Source organism: Mycobacterium sp. NGS68, from assembly GCF_059812195.1.
Map to the genome: position 1 here is coordinate 68581 of NZ_JCALCE010000004.1, position 16316 is coordinate 84896.

Here is a 16316-nt window from a genome sequence, read left to right on the forward strand (position 1 = left end):
TTGCCAGGATTACCTAGATATCCCCCAAAGGGCAAGCGCCGCTGCCCTCGGCGTGGCCAGCCGGCTACGGCAGGACCACGGGCGCGCGCTCGGCACGCCGGACAGGAAGCGCTTCGCGACCAGCCGGGCCAGCCCCGGATGGCTGCCCAGCGGGGCCGTCACGACGTCGGCGCCACAGGCCCGCAACCGCTCCTGAAACAGGCCCTCGGCCAGCAGATAAGAAGCGACCACGACGCGCTCGGCGCCCCGACTGCGGGCGTTGGCGACCGCAGTGCGGATGTCCGGAGCGCCGGTGGCGGCGAATCCCAGGTCCACCCGCGACGCCGTCAGTGCGGACAACAGCGCGGCGGCACGGCGCAGGTCGGCGCGGGCGACCGGATCCGAGGTGCCCGCCGCGCCCAGGACCACCGAATCGCCCCGGCGCCAGCCGGATTTCGCCAGCTGATCGGCCAGCAGGTGCGCGATCTCGCGGCTCGGCCCCAAGGCGGGGGTCAGCACGACGTGGGGGTGTCCGCTGGCGGTCACGTGCGCGGGCAGATCGGAGCGGACGTGGTACCCGCGGGACAGGAAGGCCGGCACGATGACGGCGGGTCGCGCCGCGTGTGCGTCGGTCACGCACGACGAAAGGACCTCGCTCGGTGTGGGTCCCAGGACGTCCACGAACGCCACCTGGATGGCGCCGCCGACCAGGGTGGCCACCTGGGCGGCGAGATCACCGACCATCGCGACGCCCTCCGGCCTGCGGGTGCCGTGGGCTACCAGGATCAGGCTCATGCCACACCCGCCGGGGTGTCGATCGCGAGCCGGTAGCCGCGTTTGACCACCGTCGCGACAATGTTTTTGTCGCCCAGCGCCGTTCGGAGGCGCAGCACGGCGGTGTCCACGGCGTGGGTGTCGTTGCCGTTGCCGGGTAGCACCCGCAACAGGTCGCTGCGCGTGACGACGTCACCCGGACGCTTCGCCAGCGCCCGCAGTATCGCCATGCCGGATGGTGACAGCGTCTTGACCGTACCGTCCACCAGGACGCTGGTCCCCCGGATATCGACCGCGTGACCGGCCGACGTCACGGTGCACGAGCCCAGCACCGGCAATTCCTCGGCGATGTGGCGGGCCAAGGCGCCCAACCGCATTCGCTCCGGGGACGAGGTCGGGATGCCCTTGCGGATCAGCGGCCGCGAGGTCACCGGTCCGACGCACATGGCGTGCACGTCGGTGCGCAGCGCGTCGAGCACCTGGTCCTCGATGTCCAGCTCGCGACTGCGTTCCAGCACGGCGGCCGCCGCGGGAGCCGACGTGAAGCTGACCGCGTCGAACTGCCGCCGGGCGATGCCGGTGACCAGTTGGTCGAAGTCGCCGCCCAATGCTGTTGGCTTCCAGCGGTACACGCGGATCGGCACCACCTCGGCGCCGGCAAAGCGCAACCCGCCGAGAAACTCGGGGAACGGATCCCACGCGTCGGCGGCGCCGTGCAGCTGCACCGCGATGCGTGTGCCGGACAAGTCCGATTTGAGTAGGTATTCCAGAACTTCCTGCGACGACTCCGATTCCGGCGACCACTCCTCGCGCAGGCCGGCGGCGCGCAGCGCGCCGGTTGCCTTCGGCCCGCGGGACACCACCCGAGCGGGCGAGAGGGCCTCGATGAGCTGACTGGCCAATCCCCAGCCCTCGGCCGCGGCGACCCAGCCCCGGAAACCGATGCCGGTGTGCGCGACCAGGATGTCCGGCGGCTCGGCGATCAACGCCTCGGTGTTGGCGTGCAACTCGTGGTCGTCGGGCAGGGCGATCATGTTGATTGCCGGGGCGGCGCAGACCTCGGCGCCCTGTCGGTGCAGCAATGCGCACAGCTCCTCGGAACGCCGAGCCGCCGTTACCGCGATCCGGTAACCGGTCAGTGGCGCAGTGTCTGGCTGGCCCATATGAACTGTGTATGCCCGTCTGATTTCCGTTGTGTTACCCGGCAATTGCCGCAGCATTGCCCGTGGCGGGTGCTGAATTGCCGTCATCTTCACACACGCACGAGCCCCACTTCGGGCGCCGTCCCGGCCAACCCGACGGCCGGGACGGTTCGGCGCACGTACATCACCCAGGTCAGGATTGCCGCGGCGAAGTACGACGCCAGGAACACCGCGTAGGCCGCCGTTCCGGAGCCGCTGCGCAGGTAGGACTCGCGCAGCGCCAGGTTGATTCCGACGCCGCCGAGGGCGCCGACCGCCGAGCAGATCCCGATCAGCGCGCCCGACATCGCCCGCGACCAGTGGCGCCGTTCGTCGTCGGTGACAGCCAGCGACCGGCTGCGCGCTTCGAACACCGACGGGATGAGTTTGAACACCGAACCGTTGCCCATCCCGGACAGCACGAACAGGACCATGAAACCCGCGACGTAGCCGATCATCGTCAGCGTGCTCGTCGCCCCGGCCCGCGGCGAGTGACCGCTGATGCCGAACAGCAGTCCCGCGGCCAGGATCATGCCGCCCAGGACGCCCAGCGTGACCCTGCTGCCGCCCAGCCGATCGGCCAGCCGGCCGCCGTAGATCCGGGCCAGGGAGCCCAGCAGCGGCCCGAGGAACGCGATCTGGGCGGCGTGCAGCGAGGCGTGCTTGGCGGTTTCTCCGTTGGCCAGGAAATTGAGCTGCATGACCTGACCGAAGGCGAAGGAGAACCCGATCCACGAGCCGAAAGTGCAGACATAGAGCAGTGAGATCGCCAGGGTGTCGCGGTCGAACAGGATCGAGCGCATGTGACTGACCTCGATGTGGTGCTCGAGGTTGTCCATGAACACCGCTGCCGCGATTCCGACGATCGCGAGCAACACCAGATAAACCGCGCACACCCAGTAGGGGGCCTCATGGCCGGCGGTGGCGAGCACCAGCAGGCCGACCAGTTGGATCACCGCTACCCCGAGGTTGCCGACGCCGGCGTTGATCGCCAGGGCGGCGCCCTTGAGCCGCTGCGGGTAGAACGCGTTGACGTTGGCCAGCGACGCCGCGTAGTTGCCGCCACCGAGCCCGGTGAGCGCCGCGCACAGCACATACGGCCACAGCGGCAGGCCCGGATGGGCCAGCAGAACGATGGTGCCGACGGTGGGGATCAACAGCACGAATGCCGAGAAGGTGGTCCAGTTGCGACCGCCGAACCTGGCGATGCCCAGCGTGTAAACGATGCGGGCGCCGCCGCCGACCAGGGTGGCGACCGCGCTCAGCAAGAGCTTGTCGCCGGCATTGAAGCCGTACACCGACGCGGGCATGAACAGCGCCATCACCGACCAGAGACTCCAAATCGAAAACGCGACATGGTCGCCCGCCAGCGTGCAGATCAGATTGCGACGTGCAACCAGCTTGTTGCCCGCCTCCCAGCCCGCGGTGTCTTCGGGATTCCAGTCGGTAATGCGATGGTTGCGGCCCATGCGCTGTGCACCTTTCGTGGACGGGATAATTCCGCGGCTGGGCTGGATCACACCCCGTGTAGTTGCGTGCGTCACGTCTTGCCCGCACCGAACTCGCAGTGAAGACGCATGCGCCGCCGTCTATTTCGATGCTCACATCCGCGACGAAGAGCCGTCAACTCGATATGGCCCGATTCGCCTGAAAGTTGAATCCCAGTTATCTGGCAAATCACTGACAGGGGCAACAGTTTGTGTGAGTTGCAATACATTGCGTCACACGTACGCCAGCCCCGCCGACGCGGCGGCGTCCGGCGCGGCCCGCAGTTCGGCCCGCATCGGCCGGCGCACGTACACCGCCCACGTCAGCACCAGCGCGGCAACGTAGAACACCGCGAAGGCCCAGAATGCCGCCGTCGCGGTGCCACTGCTCAGATATGACTGCCGCAAAACAAGATTGACGCCCACGCCGCCGAGCGCGCCGACCGCGCCGGCGAAGCCGATCAGCGCGCCGGACATGGACCGCGACCACTGCCGTCGTTCGGCTTCACCGACCTGCAGGCGGTGGCTGCGTGCCTCGAAGATTGACGGAATCATCTTGTACACCGAGCCGTTGCCGATGCCGGACAGGATGAACAGCGCGACGAACCCGACGACGTAGCCGGCCATCGTCGCGGCGGGCACGGGTCCCGCCATGTGGCCCGCGAAAGTGCTTGCACCGACCAGTATTCCGGCGGCCAGGATCATCGCGCCGAAGACGGCGAGGGTGACCCGTCCGCCGCCGATGCGGTCGGCGAGCCGACCGCCGTAGACGCGGGACAGCGAGCCCAATAGTGGTCCCACAAAGGCGATCTGGGCCGCGTGCAAGGACGCCTGCGCCGCGCTCTGGCCGCCGGCGAGGAAGTTGATCTGTAGCACCTGGCCGAAGGCGAACGAGAACCCGATGAACGAACCGAAGGTGCCGATGTAGAGCAGCGCCACCACCCAGGTGTGCGGCTCCTTCAGCACCGCAAGCATGGTGCTCATCTCGATGCGGTACTGCGGCAGGTTATCCATGTACAGCGCCGCGCCGACGCCGGCGACCGCCAGCAGCACCAGGTAGACGGCGCACACCCAATACGGCTGCCGGTTGCCGGCGGTCGCGATCACCAACAGGCCCACCAGCTGGATCACCGGCACGCCGAGGTTTCCGCCACCGGCGTTGAGCGCCAGCGCCGCGCCCTTGAGTCGTTGCGGGTAGAACGCGTTGATGTTCGTCATGGACGAGGCGAAGTTGCCGCCGCCGAACCCTGCGAGCGCCGCGCAGACCAGATACGGCCATAGCGGCTGGCCCGGGTTGGCCAGCAGCGCCACGGTGCCGACCGTCGGGATCAACAGCACCAGCGCGGAGAAGATGGTCCAGTTGCGGCCGCCGAATTTCGCGGTGGCGAAGGTGTAGGGAAAGCGCAGGCAGCCGCCGACCAGCGTCGCGACGGCGCCGAGCAGGAACTTGTCACCCGCGGACAGGCCGTACACGGACGCCGGCATGAACAGCACCATCACCGACCAGATGGACCAGATCGAGAACCCGACGTGTTCGGCGGCCACCGACCAGATCAGGTTGCGCCGGGCGATGTACTTGTTGCCGGCTTCCCAGGCCACGGTGTCTTCCGGGTCCCAGTCCAACAGGCGGTGTGAGCGGTTCATGGCGCTCACGCTAGAAATCGTTTGTTGCCCGCGACGCCGCCCGCAGTGACCCGGGCGTGAAATTCAGCTCACCGGCGCGGTGCCGGCGGTGTGAGACGCCTACCAGACATCCCCGGCACGCCAATCGCACATCAGCTCCGCCGACGTGTCCAGGCTGATGCCGACCGGCAGGACGAACACCGACCCGTCGTCGTCGGGTGTACGGGTCGGGCCGGTGGGGGCCAGCACGGACGTCGGGCCCTGCCAGGGCAGCCAGCCGCGCGACGTGTAGAGCCGGCGCGCCCGCGCCGAGGAGCTGAGCGCCCCGAGCTGATAGGCGCCGCGCATCACCTGCTCGACGGCGTCCAACAGGGCGCTTACCAGACCCTGGCCGCGCCAATCCTCGCGTACCGCAACGCCTTCGACGTAGCCGCAGCGCAGTGCGTTACCGCGGTAATACAGCCGGCGCTGCACCACCGCGGCGTGCGCGATGATCGCGCCGTGCCAGTGGATCAGGGCGTGCATGCCGCCGAGAGCGTGCTCCCAATCGGTTTCGGTGAAGTCCCCGGCGAACGCGTCGGTGACCATTCGGCAGACGCGCTGGCGCGCCTCGGCGTCCAGGTCGGCGGTGTGCACCAGGCGGGCGGTGTGCACCTGGGTGCCGGTCACGGGGTCAGGGCCAACCCGCGGCGGCCGCGCTGAGCCGGCGCCCCAGCGACCGCGGCCGCGCCCAGTGCAGCCGCACATGCTGGCCGGGGCGCACCTGGGCGATCTTGTCGATGTCCTCGTCGACCACCACGCCCACCACCGGGTAACCGCCGGTGACGGGGTGATCGGGTCCCAGGATCACCGGTAAGCCGTTGGGCGGCACCTGGATTGCGCCACGGGTGGCACCCTCGCTGGGCAGTTGCCGCTGCGGGTCGCGGTAATGCAGCGGGCGGCCGACCAGGCGCATGCCCACCCGGTCGCTGCGGTCGGAGGCCATCCACACCGTGTGCACCAGGACGTCGGGGTCGACGAACCAGTCGTCGCGCGGCCCGGGTATTACCAGCAGCTCCACGATCTGTTCGGCGATCGCGGCCACCGGGGCCTGCTCGAGTTCGGGGTAGTCGTCGGAGTGCTCACCCACCGGCAGCCGGTCGCCGGTCTGCAGCGGCGCCGGGCCGATCGCGGACATGACGTCGTAACTGCGCGAACCGAGCACCGGTGCCACGCCGATGCCGCCGCGCACGGCCAGATACGTGCGCAGCCCGGCGCGAGGAGTGCCCAGCGTGATCACCTGGCCGTCCCGCACGTGCTGAATGCTGTTGTTGCCGAATACCTTTCCGTCCACGGATGCGCCGGTGTCGGCGCCGGTGACCGCGACGTCGACGTCGCCGCCGCGGACCCGGGCCGCGAAGCCGCCGAACGTCACCTCGACCGTGGCGCGGTCGTCGGGGTTGGCGACCAGCCGGTTGGCCAGCGTGTGCGAGCGGCGGTCGGCGGCGCCGGACCGGCTGACGCCGAGGTGGGCCAGCCCGGGCCGGCCCAGGTCCTGTAGGACGGCCAGCGGTCCGGTGCGAAGGATTTCCAGGGTTATCACGACGTGCTCCTTCTGGTCCGTCACGCTGCCCGGAACTGAACCCACATGCCCTGCGTCAGCAGCGCCGGATTGGGCCGCTCGATATCCCACAGGACGGCTTCGGTGCGGCCGATGAGCTGCCAGCCGCCGGGCGATTGCCGGGGATAGACTGCGCTGAATTCGCCGGCCAGGGCGACCGAACCGGCTGGCACCGTGGTCCGCGGTTCGGACCGGCGGGGCACCCGCAGGCGCGGGTCGCCGTCGACCAGATACGCGAAACCGGGTGCGAAACCACTGAATCCCACCCGCCACAGGGTGGCCGTGTGGGCGTGGATGACCTGCGCGGTGGTCAGTCCGGTGTGTTCGGCGACCGCGGCCAGGTCGGGGCCGTCGTACACCACGTCGATCACCACGTCGGCGCGGCCCTCGGAGCCGGCCGCATCGACCGGCTGCGCGCTGACCCGCAGCTTGCGCACCCGCTGACGCGTAACCCCTTGGTGGCGTGGCGAGTCGAGTTTCAGCAGCACGGTGCGCGACGCCGGCACGATGTCGACGACGCCGGGCAGGGCCGCTGCACGCAACGCCGCCGTCCACGCCAACACATCGGCGGTGTTGTCGCACTGCAGCATCACCGCATGGTCGCCGTAGTCGACGACGACCGGCCGTGCCACGGGCACTTCCGCAGGGTCCTCCGAAAACTCCATGGACAGATCCGTCGCGCTCATACTTCGAAGGTAAGCCGGAATCGGGGGGTCGGCGAGGGGCAGCCGACGGAATTTCGAGCACTGCCAGAGGTGCCTTAGCAAACGCTCAATTAGCCCAGGATCTTGCCGATCAGTGGGGGCAGCTGATCGGCTACCACCGGGTAGCTCAGCGGCGACGCGAACGCGATCGCGCCGGCCAGGTCCTTGGTCGTGAAGACGTGCCGGTTCTGGGCGGTGGCCTGCGCCGCCGCCACCTCGGGATCGGCGAGCAGCGCCTTCTGCTCGTCCGGGTTCTCGGTCGACCAGATCACCACGTCGGCGGAGTCGAGCACCGCCTTGATGTGGTCGCGGGGGATGACCGCGCTGTGGCCGGCGGCGAACTCCTTGATGCTGTCGGGGATCGCTAGGCCCATGTCGGAGAGGAAGCCGGTGCGCCAACCCGCCAGCGTCGCGACCACGGTGCCCCGCCAGAACCGGCCCTGCATCAGCAACGCCTTCTTGCCCTTCCACTGCGGATTCTTCTGCGCGACGGCGGTGAACTTCTTGTCGACGGCGTCGATCAGCGACTTCATCTGGTCGGCCGCGAACACGGCTTGGCCGACCGCGGTGGCCTGGTCCTTCCACGGCTCGAAGAAGGCGTCCTCGCCCGACTGCGGGATGGTCGGGGCGATCGCCGAAAGCTTCTGATAGGTGTCGGCGTCCACGCCGGCGTTGGCGGCGACGATCAGGTCCGGCTTCAGGCCCGCGATCTGGTCGACCGGAATTCCGTTGTCCAGGTTCAACACCGTCGGCTTCGCGTCGCCGAGCTTGGGCTGGGCCCACGGCCACACCGCGAACGGCTGGTCACCCCACCAGTTGGTCACCGCGATGGGCACGACGCCGACGGCGAGCAGATCGTCCTGCTCGGTGTAGCCGGCGCTGACGACGCGCTTGGGCGGCGCCTTGATGACGGTCTGGCCGAAGGCGTGGGTGATGGTCACCGCTCCGCCACCCGGCGAGCCCGGCGGCGGCTTCGGTGACGAACACCCCGCGGCTGTTCCGGCCGCCAGCGCCCCGGCGGCCCCCGCCAGCTGGAGAAACCCCCGCCGACTCCATTCCTGCTGTCGCACAGCGTGAGAGTAGCGAACGAGGGCCGTCAGTTACGCGGCCCCTGGTAATTCGTCCAGGGGCTGTAGTCCGCGATTAGCTCTTCCTGTGGCGGGCGTTCGTCGACCGGGACGTGCTGCAGGTTGATCCGGATGCGGTACCAGATCGAACTCGGCCCGCGCATGCCGTCGACCAGGACGTCGACCGGCTGCAGCCGCTTCGCCACGCCGGGATGGCGATCGCGCCAGGTGTCCAGCGCGGCCATCGCCTCGTCCTTGGTCTTGGTGCGGGCGATCTCGATCAGCGGCATCGCCGAGACCCGCCTGCCGGCAGCGCTTTTCGGTGTGCCGCGCGCGCCTTTGGGAGCCTTCTCCGGCGGGCCCAGTTCTTCGGCCAGCATCAGCAGCCGGTCCAGATCGCCGGCGGCACCGGAATCCATTCCCGCCCAGGGGTCACCCAGTTCGGCGAACCGGGCGGGCACGGTCGCGAGGGTGAACGCCTCGGGATCGCAGTCGGCGACCTCCTCCCAATGCAGCGGTGTCGACACCCGGGCGTCCGGCGTCGCGCGCACCGAGTAGGCCGAGGCGACCGTGCGGTCCTTGGCGTTCTGGTTGAAGTCGACGAACACCCCCTCGCGCTCTTCCTTCCACCAGCGGCTGGTCGCCGCGTCGGGAATGCGCCGCTCGACCTCGCGCGCGACGGTCTGGGCTGCCAGCCGCACCTGGGGGAACCGCCACCGCGGCGCGATCCGGGCGTAGATGTGGAAGCCGCGCGACCCGGACGTCTTCGGCCAGGCGACCAGGCCGTAGTCCTCGAGCACCTCGCGGGCCACCAGCGCCACCTCGACGATCCGCCGCCAGGGGACCCCCGGCATGGGGTCGAGGTCGACCCGCAGCTCGTCGGGATGGTCCAGGTCGTCGGCGAGCACCGGATGCGGGTTCAGATCGACACAACCCAGGTTGATCGCCCACGCCAGTCCGGCGGCGTCGTGGATGACCGCTTCCTTGGCCGAGGTGCCCGAGGCATAGCGCAGCTCGGCAACGTCCACCCATTGCGGCCGGTTGGCCGGGGCCCGCTTCTGAAACACCGCCTCTTGCCCGATGCCCTTGACGAAGCGCTTGAGGATCATCGGCCGTCCGGCCACGCCGCGCAGCGCCCCTTCGGCGACCGCCAGGTAATAGCGCACCAGGTCGAGCTTGGTGTGGGCGGGCGCATCGCCGTGGCCGTCGAAGACGACTTTGTCCGGATGGGTGATGGTGACCTCGCGGCCGGAAACCTCCAGTGACACCGGGCCGCTCATGGGGTACATGGTAATTCTGCGCAAATTTTCGGGCCGTTTTGCGACCCCCGTCACATAGGGTGATCTCATGCCTAACCTCAGCGACCTGCCCGGGCAGATCCCAGCCAAGATTCAGCAGTACGTCGAACGCGGCGCCGCCGAGCTGCACTATGTGCGCAAGATCTTTGAAGCGGGCGCGTTCAAGCTGGAGTCGCCGCTCAAAACCGCGGCGATGGCCGCCGATCTGGCGAAGTGGGGCGAGTTCGGCATGCTGCCGTCCCTCAACGCCCGGCGTCATCCCGACCGGGCGGCGCTGATCGACGAAGAGGGCGAGTTCAGCTACCAGGAGCTCGACGACGCCGCCCACGCCGTGGCCAACGGCCTGATCAAGAAGGGCGTCAAGGCCGGCGACGGCGTCGCGATCCTGGCCCGCAACCACCGCTGGTTCGTCGTCGCCAATTACGGCGCCGCGCGGGCGGGCGCCCGAATCATCCTGCTCAACAGCGAGTTCTCCGGCCCGCAGATCAAGGAGGTGTCCGAACGCGAGGGCGCCAAGGTGATCATCTACGACGACGAATACACCAAGGCCGTCAGCAAAGCCGAGCCGGAGCTGGGCATGCTGCGCGCGCTCGGTACCAATCCCGATTCCGACGGGGCGTCCGAGAGCAACGACGAGACCCTGGCCGAGCTGATCGCGCGAAGCAGCAAGGAACCGGCACCCAAGGCCGCCAAGCACGCGTCGATCATCATCCTGACCAGCGGCACCACCGGCACCCCGAAGGGCGCCAACCGCAGCAGCCCGCCCACGTTGGCGCCCGTCGGCGGGATCCTCTCGCACGTCCCGTTCAAGGCCGAGGAGGTGACGTCGCTGCCGGCGCCGATGTTCCACGCCCTTGGCTACCTGCACGCCACCATCGCGATGTTCCTGGGCTCCACGCTGATCCTGCGGCGCAAGTTCAAGCCGCCGCACGTGCTCGAGGACCTGGAGAAGTACAAGGCGACCGCGATGGTCGTCGTGCCGGTGATGCTGTCGCGGCTGCTGGACGCGATCGAAAAGATGGACAAGAAGCCCGACCTGTCCAGCCTGAAGATCATCTTCGTGTCCGGTTCCCAACTGGGTGCCGAGCTGGCCAGCCGGGCCCTCAAGGACTTCGGCCCGGTCATCTACAACATGTACGGCTCGACCGAGATCGCGTTCGCCACCATCGCCGGGCCCCAGGACCTGGAGAAGAACGCGGCGACGGTCGGACCGGTCGTCAAGGGCGTCAAGGTCAAGATCCTCGACGACAACGGCAACGAGGTGCCGCAGGGTGACGTCGGCCGGATCTTCGTGGGCAACGCCTTCCCGTTCGAGGGCTACACCGGGGGCGGGCACAAGCAGATCATCGACGGCCTGATGTCCTCCGGTGACGTCGGCTACTTCGACGAGCACGGGTTGCTCTACGTCAGCGGCCGGGACGACGAGATGATCGTGTCCGGTGGCGAGAACGTGTTCCCCGCCGAGGTCGAGGACCTGATCAGCGGTCACCCCGACGTCGTGGAGGCCACCGCGATCGGGGTCGAAGACAAGGAGTGGGGCCATCGGCTGCGCGCCTTCGTGGTCAAGAAGGACAACGCCGACCTCGACGAGGACACCGTCAAGCACTATGTGCGCGACCACCTGGCCCGCTACAAGGTGCCGCGGGAAGTGGTCTTCCTCGACGAGCTGCCGCGCAACCCGACCGGCAAGATCCTCAAGCGCGAGCTGCGCGAGATGGATGTCGACTGACCCCGCGCGGGGTTAGCGGCGCGCCTGGATGGCGCGGGTGATTTGGGCGGCCAGCTTGGGGTCGGCGAGAAGCTGGTCGACGAGCGCGGCGAGCACTTCCTGGCCGGTCACGCGGGCCACGCCCAGCCGGTCGGCCGCTTCGCGCTGCCAGATGTCCAGGGCCCGGTGGGTGGCGACCGACAGGTCGACGGTGCGGCGGGTCCGCTGGGCGCGGGCGGGCTGCTCGCGAGCGGGCTGGCTCAGCGGCTGGGGCTGCCGGAGGTGACTGAGGCGCACCGTGGGCACCGCATCGCCGGGCGGGGGGGCCTGCGGACGAAACGAGCCGCCGCCCGGCTCGTTGGGACCCGGGGTGATACTCATTGCGTCGACCTCCCAGCGTCGCGGACAGCAGTCAGTAAATCAGTATATCAGTAGTGTATCCGCGAAGAAATGATTTCTGGGATAAATAGCTGACCCGGTCGTCCTGCAAACGGGACAACGCCAACGGTGCGCAGGTAAGCGGGTTGCAGCACACTGGCGGTGGCGCATGGATTGTTTGCTGAATGATCGCGCCGCGCGCGGCAATGCGTAAATCATGAATTAGCGGCACGCCTGCCCAGAAGCCGCCCCACCTGCGGGTTTATCGCCCGGACGACTAAATGAAAACAGTCATGCGGAATGGCGCAAATAGGTAAATCAGCAAATCGATAATGCTGTCGATATTCAGGCCACGTCGATCCGCGTTAACGGTGCACATTGACGGTATTGCTCAATGTTTTTTGGTTTGTTCTCGGGGCACCGGCGCTGGTGGAGCTGGCGGTGATGAACCCTACGGGTCGCGGGGGAGGCCCAGCAGTCGCTCGGCGATGATGTTGAGCTGCACCTCCGACGTGCCGCCGTAGATGGTGGTGGCGCGGCTGCCCAGCAGGTAGTCGCCCCACTTGCCGGCCAACTGGTGGGTGTCGCCGATCGCGGCGTCGGTGCCGAACGACGACACCGCGAATTCCGCATAGCCCTGGCCGGTGCGCATCGATAGCAGTTTGGAGATCGCGGCCGACGGCATCGGGTCGCCGCCGGCCAAGGTGAGCAGCGTCGAACGCAGGTTGAGCACCTTGGCGGCATGACCCTCCGCGATCAGCTGTCCGGCGCGGTGCCGCGCGACCTGGTCGAACTGGCCGTCACGCACGAATTCGACGAACTCCGGCAGGGTGGCCAGGAAGTTGGCGTCGCTGCCGCCGATCGAGACCCGTTCCGCCGTCAGGGTGTTACGGCTGACCTCCCAGCCCCGGTTCACCTCGCCCAGCACGTTCTCGTCGGGCACGAACACGTCGTCGATGTAGACCGTGTTGAAGAACTCCTGGCCGGTGAGCTCGCGCAGCGGCTTGACGGTGACGCCTTCGCTCTTCATGTCCAGCAGGAAGTAGGTGATGCCGTTGTGTTTCGGCGCGTTCGGGTCGGTTCTCGCCAGCAGCGCGCCCCACTGCGAGAACTGCGCGGCCGTGGTCCAGATCTTCTGGCCGGTGATGCGCCAGCCGCCGTCGACCCGGGTGGCCTTGGTGGACAACCCGGCCAGGTCCGAGCCGGCGCCCGGCTCGGAAAACAGCTGGCACCAGATCATTTCGCTGCGGAACGTCGGCGGCAGGAACCGCTGCTTCTGCTCCTCGGTGCCGAACGCGACGATCGACGGGATGACCCACGCGGCGATGCCGACCTGCGGCCGCTTGACCCGCCCCGCGGCGAATTCCTGGGCGATGATGATCTGCTCGACCGGACTGGACGCCCGGCCCCACGGCCGCGGCAGGTAGGGCAGCACCCAGCCGCCCTCGGCGATCGCCACCTTGCGCTGCTCGCGGTCCATCGCCTTCAATTCGGCGACCTCGGAACGGATTTCGGCCCGCAGCTTTTCGGTGTCGGGGTCCAGGTCGATGTCGACGGCGCGCATTCCGGAGGTCGTCGCGGTGTCCACCACCCGCTGCGGGTACTCCGAGGCCCGGCCGAAGCAGGCGGCGAGCAACAGAGCGCGACGGTAGTAGACGTTGGCGTCGTGCTCCCAGGTGAAGCCGATGCCGCCGTGCACCTGGATGCAGTCCTGCGTGCAGCGCTGGGCGGCCGCCGGCGCCAGCGTCGCGGCCACCGCGGCGGCAAACTCCACGTGCTCGCCGGCTTCGTGGGCCTCGCGCGCTTCATCGAGGGCCCGTGCCGCGTCCCACACCGCGGCGGTGGCCCGTTCGGTGTCGGCGACCATCTCGGCGCATTTGTGCTTGACGGCCTGGAACTGCCCGATCGGGCGGCCGAACTGCTCACGGATCTTGGCGTAGTTCGACGCGGTGTCGGTCGCCCAGCGCGCGACACCGATGGCCTCGGCGGACAGCAGGGTGGACATCAGCGCGTGCGCGGTGGTCATGCTCAGGTTGCTCAGCACGACGTCGTCGTCGATCTCGACGGCATTGGCGCGCACGTGTGCGATGGGCCGCAGCGGGTCGATGCCCTTGACCGGCTCGATCTCGAGTTGTTCGGCGCGCAGCACCACCCACTCGTCGCCGCTGTCGATCGCCACCGGGAGCACCAGCACGGAGGCCTGCGCGGCGGCGGGGACGGCACGGACCTCGCCGCGGATCACCAGCACGTCACCGTGCCGGGTGGCGGTCAGCCCGGAGTCCAGCGCGTAGGCGGCGATGGCCGCGCCCGACGCCAGTTCGGCGAGCACCTTGTCCTCGGGGTCATGCGCGGAGATCAGCGCGCTGGCGATCGCCGACGGCACGAACGGCCCGGGCACCGCGCCGTAGCCGAATTCGGCCAGGACGATCGCCAGCTCGAGGATGCCGAAGCCCTGCCCGCCCACGGATTCGGCCAGGTGCACACCCTGCAGGCCCTGTTCGGCGGCCGCCTGCCAGTAGGGCGGGGGATTGCGCACCGGAGTCTCCATGGCCTCGTGCAGCACCTCCGACGGCGCGACGCGCGCCACCAGGGACCGCACCGAATCGGCCAGGTCTTGATGCTCGGGGCTGATCGCGATCGGCATTGGTCGCCTTCCCTTAGGGTTCGTTTCGGCCAAGCACCTTCCAAGCTAACAACCGGGCGGTTGGTTGACGACGGTGACCCGCGGCCGTCAGCAAGCGGTCAGAAGTGCGGCAATTTGTAAACGGCCCGACCGGCGACGACGTAGACGCCGCCGGCGTCCGCGGCGATCGCCGAAATGCTTTTGGCCCACGGCGTGCGCAGTTCGGTGGGTGTGCTCGATCCCGCCGCAAGCCTCAGCACCCGTGCGCCGTCGGCCACGTAGACCGTGCCGTTCCCGTCCACGGCGACATCGAGGTGGTCGCCAAGGCCGGTGAACGGAAGTTCCGCCTGCCGGTCAGATCCGGGGACGAGCGTGAGTACGCGCTTTTTGTCCGCAACGTAGACGCCACCGGCGTCGTCCACCGCCACGCTTGAGGGCTGGTCGAGGTTGGCGAAGGGCAGTACGGTTTCGCGATCCGGGGATTTCACGTTCCGCTCGATTGCCGTGACGTCGACCCTGACTACCCGGTTCTCCGTGCCGTCGACGAGGTAGACCTTTCCGTCCTTATCGACGGCCACCGCCTGCGGCTTGCTCACCTTGTCCAGGTAGATGGGCGTGAACTGGGCGGCGACGAGCTTGAGGAGGCGCGGGTGCGCGGATTCGGTGATGTAGACGGCATCGGAACGGTTCACCGCGATGTGCCGGGGGTCGTGGGTGGTGCTGGTTGACAGCTCGGTTTGTTTTTTGGATGTGGGGTCGAGCTTGACCACCCTCCACATGTCGGCGACGTAGATCTCGTCGTTACTGCCGAGGGCGATGGCTTGTGGGGTGACGAGTCCCGTGAAAGGTAGTGCCGGCGGGGCTTCGGCGGGTTTCTTGACGAGGAAGACGACCATGCCGATCACCGCGACCGCCGTCGCCGCCAAGGCCGCAAGCATTACCCCGCGACGGTGTGTTCTCGGTGTCGCGTCATCCGGGAACCGCGCCGGCTGTGTCTGGCCCTCGGGACGCGGTTCGATCGGTGCGGTAGGGGCGGCCGGTGTCCAAGGTGTGGTCGGCCCCGCGGAAGGCGGCGACGAGGCGAGCGCGCCGTGGGCTGCCGCGGCGAGTTCCAGTGTGCTGCGATAGCGGGCCGCTGGGTCTTTTGCCATGCCTTTGGCGATGACGGCATCGAATCCCGCTGGGATGCCGGGCACTTGAGTGCTGGGCCGGGGCGGATCCTGCAACAGGTGTGCGTGCATCTGCTGGGGCAGGCTGTCGCCGGCAAACGGTTGTCGGGCGGTCAGGCATTCGTAGAGCACCGCGGTCAGTGCATAGACGTCGGCGCTGGCGGTGGCGACGCCGGTCTCGAAACGCTCCGGCGCCATGTAGGCCATGGTGCCGATCACCGACCCGGTCTGGGTGATCTTGGTGGCGCTCGCATCGTGGGCGATGCCGAAGTCGATGAGGTAGGTGAAGTCACCCCCGGTGACCAGAGCGTTGGAGGGTTTGACGTCCCGGTGCACCAGGCCCGCGGCGTGGGCGGCGTGCAGCGCGCTGGCCAGTTGCTCGATCACCTTCACCGAGCGCTCGGGACTGAGCCGGCCGTCGCGCTGCAACAGGCTGGCAAGGTCGATGCCGTCGACGACCGGCATCGACAGGTACAGGTGGCCGTCGACTTCGCCGGACTCATAGATCGGGATGATGTGGGGTTCGGTCAACCGGGCGGCCGTATACGCCTCACGCTCGAACCGCTGGCGATATCCGGGTTGGTGGGCCAAGTCCGCGGGCAGCAACTTCAGGGCAACCGGGCGGCGCATCACCGTGTCGTGGGCCTTGAACACTTGGCCCATTCCGCCCGCGCCGATCAATTCGATCAACCGGTAGCGACCGAATGTCCCCTGGACCACAGGCT

The 16316-nt window shown here is 68.4% G+C and carries 13 protein-coding genes; 1 reads left to right on the forward strand and 12 read right to left on the reverse strand.

Annotation, left to right across the window (positions count from 1 at the left end):
* Positions 1 to 9: 9 nt before the first annotated feature.
* From AC5Y5V_RS06700 to AC5Y5V_RS06740, 9 genes are all read right to left on the reverse strand, one after another.
* Positions 10 to 774 carry a sirohydrochlorin chelatase gene (locus AC5Y5V_RS06700; protein WP_499932084.1) on the reverse strand — a complete coding sequence of 255 codons (765 nt, stop codon included), beginning with the start codon at positions 772 to 774 and terminating at the stop codon, positions 10 to 12.
* Complete coding sequence (locus AC5Y5V_RS06705) at positions 771 to 1916, reverse strand: uroporphyrinogen-III synthase (RefSeq protein ID WP_499932086.1); 1146 nt, start codon at positions 1914 to 1916, stop codon at positions 771 to 773. Before AC5Y5V_RS06705 ends, AC5Y5V_RS06700 begins: the two co-directional genes overlap by 4 nt.
* 89 nt (positions 1917 to 2005) lie before the next feature.
* Complete coding sequence (locus tag AC5Y5V_RS06710) at positions 2006 to 3403, reverse strand: MFS transporter (protein WP_499932088.1); 1398 nt, start codon at positions 3401 to 3403, stop codon at positions 2006 to 2008.
* Between the two features lie 252 nt (positions 3404 to 3655).
* Positions 3656 to 5065: a nitrate/nitrite transporter gene (locus AC5Y5V_RS06715; RefSeq protein WP_499932471.1), complete on the reverse strand. Its 1410-nt coding sequence runs from the start codon at positions 5063 to 5065 to the stop codon at positions 3656 to 3658.
* A 99-nt stretch (positions 5066 to 5164) separates the two neighbouring features.
* Positions 5165 to 5713: a GNAT family N-acetyltransferase gene (locus AC5Y5V_RS06720; RefSeq protein WP_499932090.1), complete on the reverse strand. Its 549-nt coding sequence runs from the start codon at positions 5711 to 5713 to the stop codon at positions 5165 to 5167.
* A gap of 4 nt (positions 5714 to 5717) precedes the next feature.
* Entirely contained in the window at positions 5718 to 6626 is a 909-nt protein-coding gene (locus AC5Y5V_RS06725; RefSeq protein ID WP_499932091.1) for a 5-oxoprolinase/urea amidolyase family protein, read from the reverse strand.
* A 20-nt stretch (positions 6627 to 6646) separates the two neighbouring features.
* Positions 6647 to 7309: a 5-oxoprolinase subunit B family protein gene (locus AC5Y5V_RS06730; protein ID WP_499932473.1), complete on the reverse strand. Its 663-nt coding sequence runs from the start codon at positions 7307 to 7309 to the stop codon at positions 6647 to 6649.
* A gap of 110 nt (positions 7310 to 7419) precedes the next feature.
* On the reverse strand, positions 7420 to 8418 hold the full coding sequence (locus tag AC5Y5V_RS06735; RefSeq protein ID WP_499932093.1) for an ABC transporter substrate-binding protein: 999 nt from the start codon (positions 8416 to 8418) through the stop codon (positions 7420 to 7422).
* A 26-nt stretch (positions 8419 to 8444) separates the two neighbouring features.
* Positions 8445 to 9704 carry a DNA polymerase domain-containing protein gene (locus AC5Y5V_RS06740; RefSeq protein WP_499932095.1) on the reverse strand — a complete coding sequence of 420 codons (1260 nt, stop codon included), beginning with the start codon at positions 9702 to 9704 and terminating at the stop codon, positions 8445 to 8447.
* 58 nt (positions 9705 to 9762) lie between these two features.
* On the opposite strand from AC5Y5V_RS06740, the gene fadD2 reads away from it, so the two are divergent.
* Entirely contained in the window at positions 9763 to 11442 is a 1680-nt protein-coding gene (gene fadD2, locus AC5Y5V_RS06745; RefSeq protein ID WP_499932097.1) for a long-chain-fatty-acid--CoA ligase FadD2, read from the forward strand.
* Between the two features lie 12 nt (positions 11443 to 11454).
* Here the strand turns inward: fadD2 and AC5Y5V_RS06750 are convergent, their stop codons facing one another.
* From AC5Y5V_RS06750 to AC5Y5V_RS06760, 3 genes are all read right to left on the reverse strand, one after another.
* Positions 11455 to 11802 (reverse strand): ATPase, encoded by a 348-nt coding sequence (locus tag AC5Y5V_RS06750; RefSeq protein ID WP_499932099.1) that lies wholly within the window; start codon positions 11800 to 11802, stop codon positions 11455 to 11457.
* Positions 11803 to 12250: 448 nt separating this feature from the next.
* Complete coding sequence (locus tag AC5Y5V_RS06755) at positions 12251 to 14443, reverse strand: acyl-CoA dehydrogenase family protein (protein ID WP_499932101.1); 2193 nt, start codon at positions 14441 to 14443, stop codon at positions 12251 to 12253.
* A 98-nt stretch (positions 14444 to 14541) separates the two neighbouring features.
* Complete coding sequence (locus AC5Y5V_RS06760; protein WP_499932102.1) at positions 14542 to 16311, reverse strand: serine/threonine-protein kinase; 1770 nt, start codon at positions 16309 to 16311, stop codon at positions 14542 to 14544.
* Between the last annotated feature and the right edge of the window lie 5 nt (positions 16312 to 16316).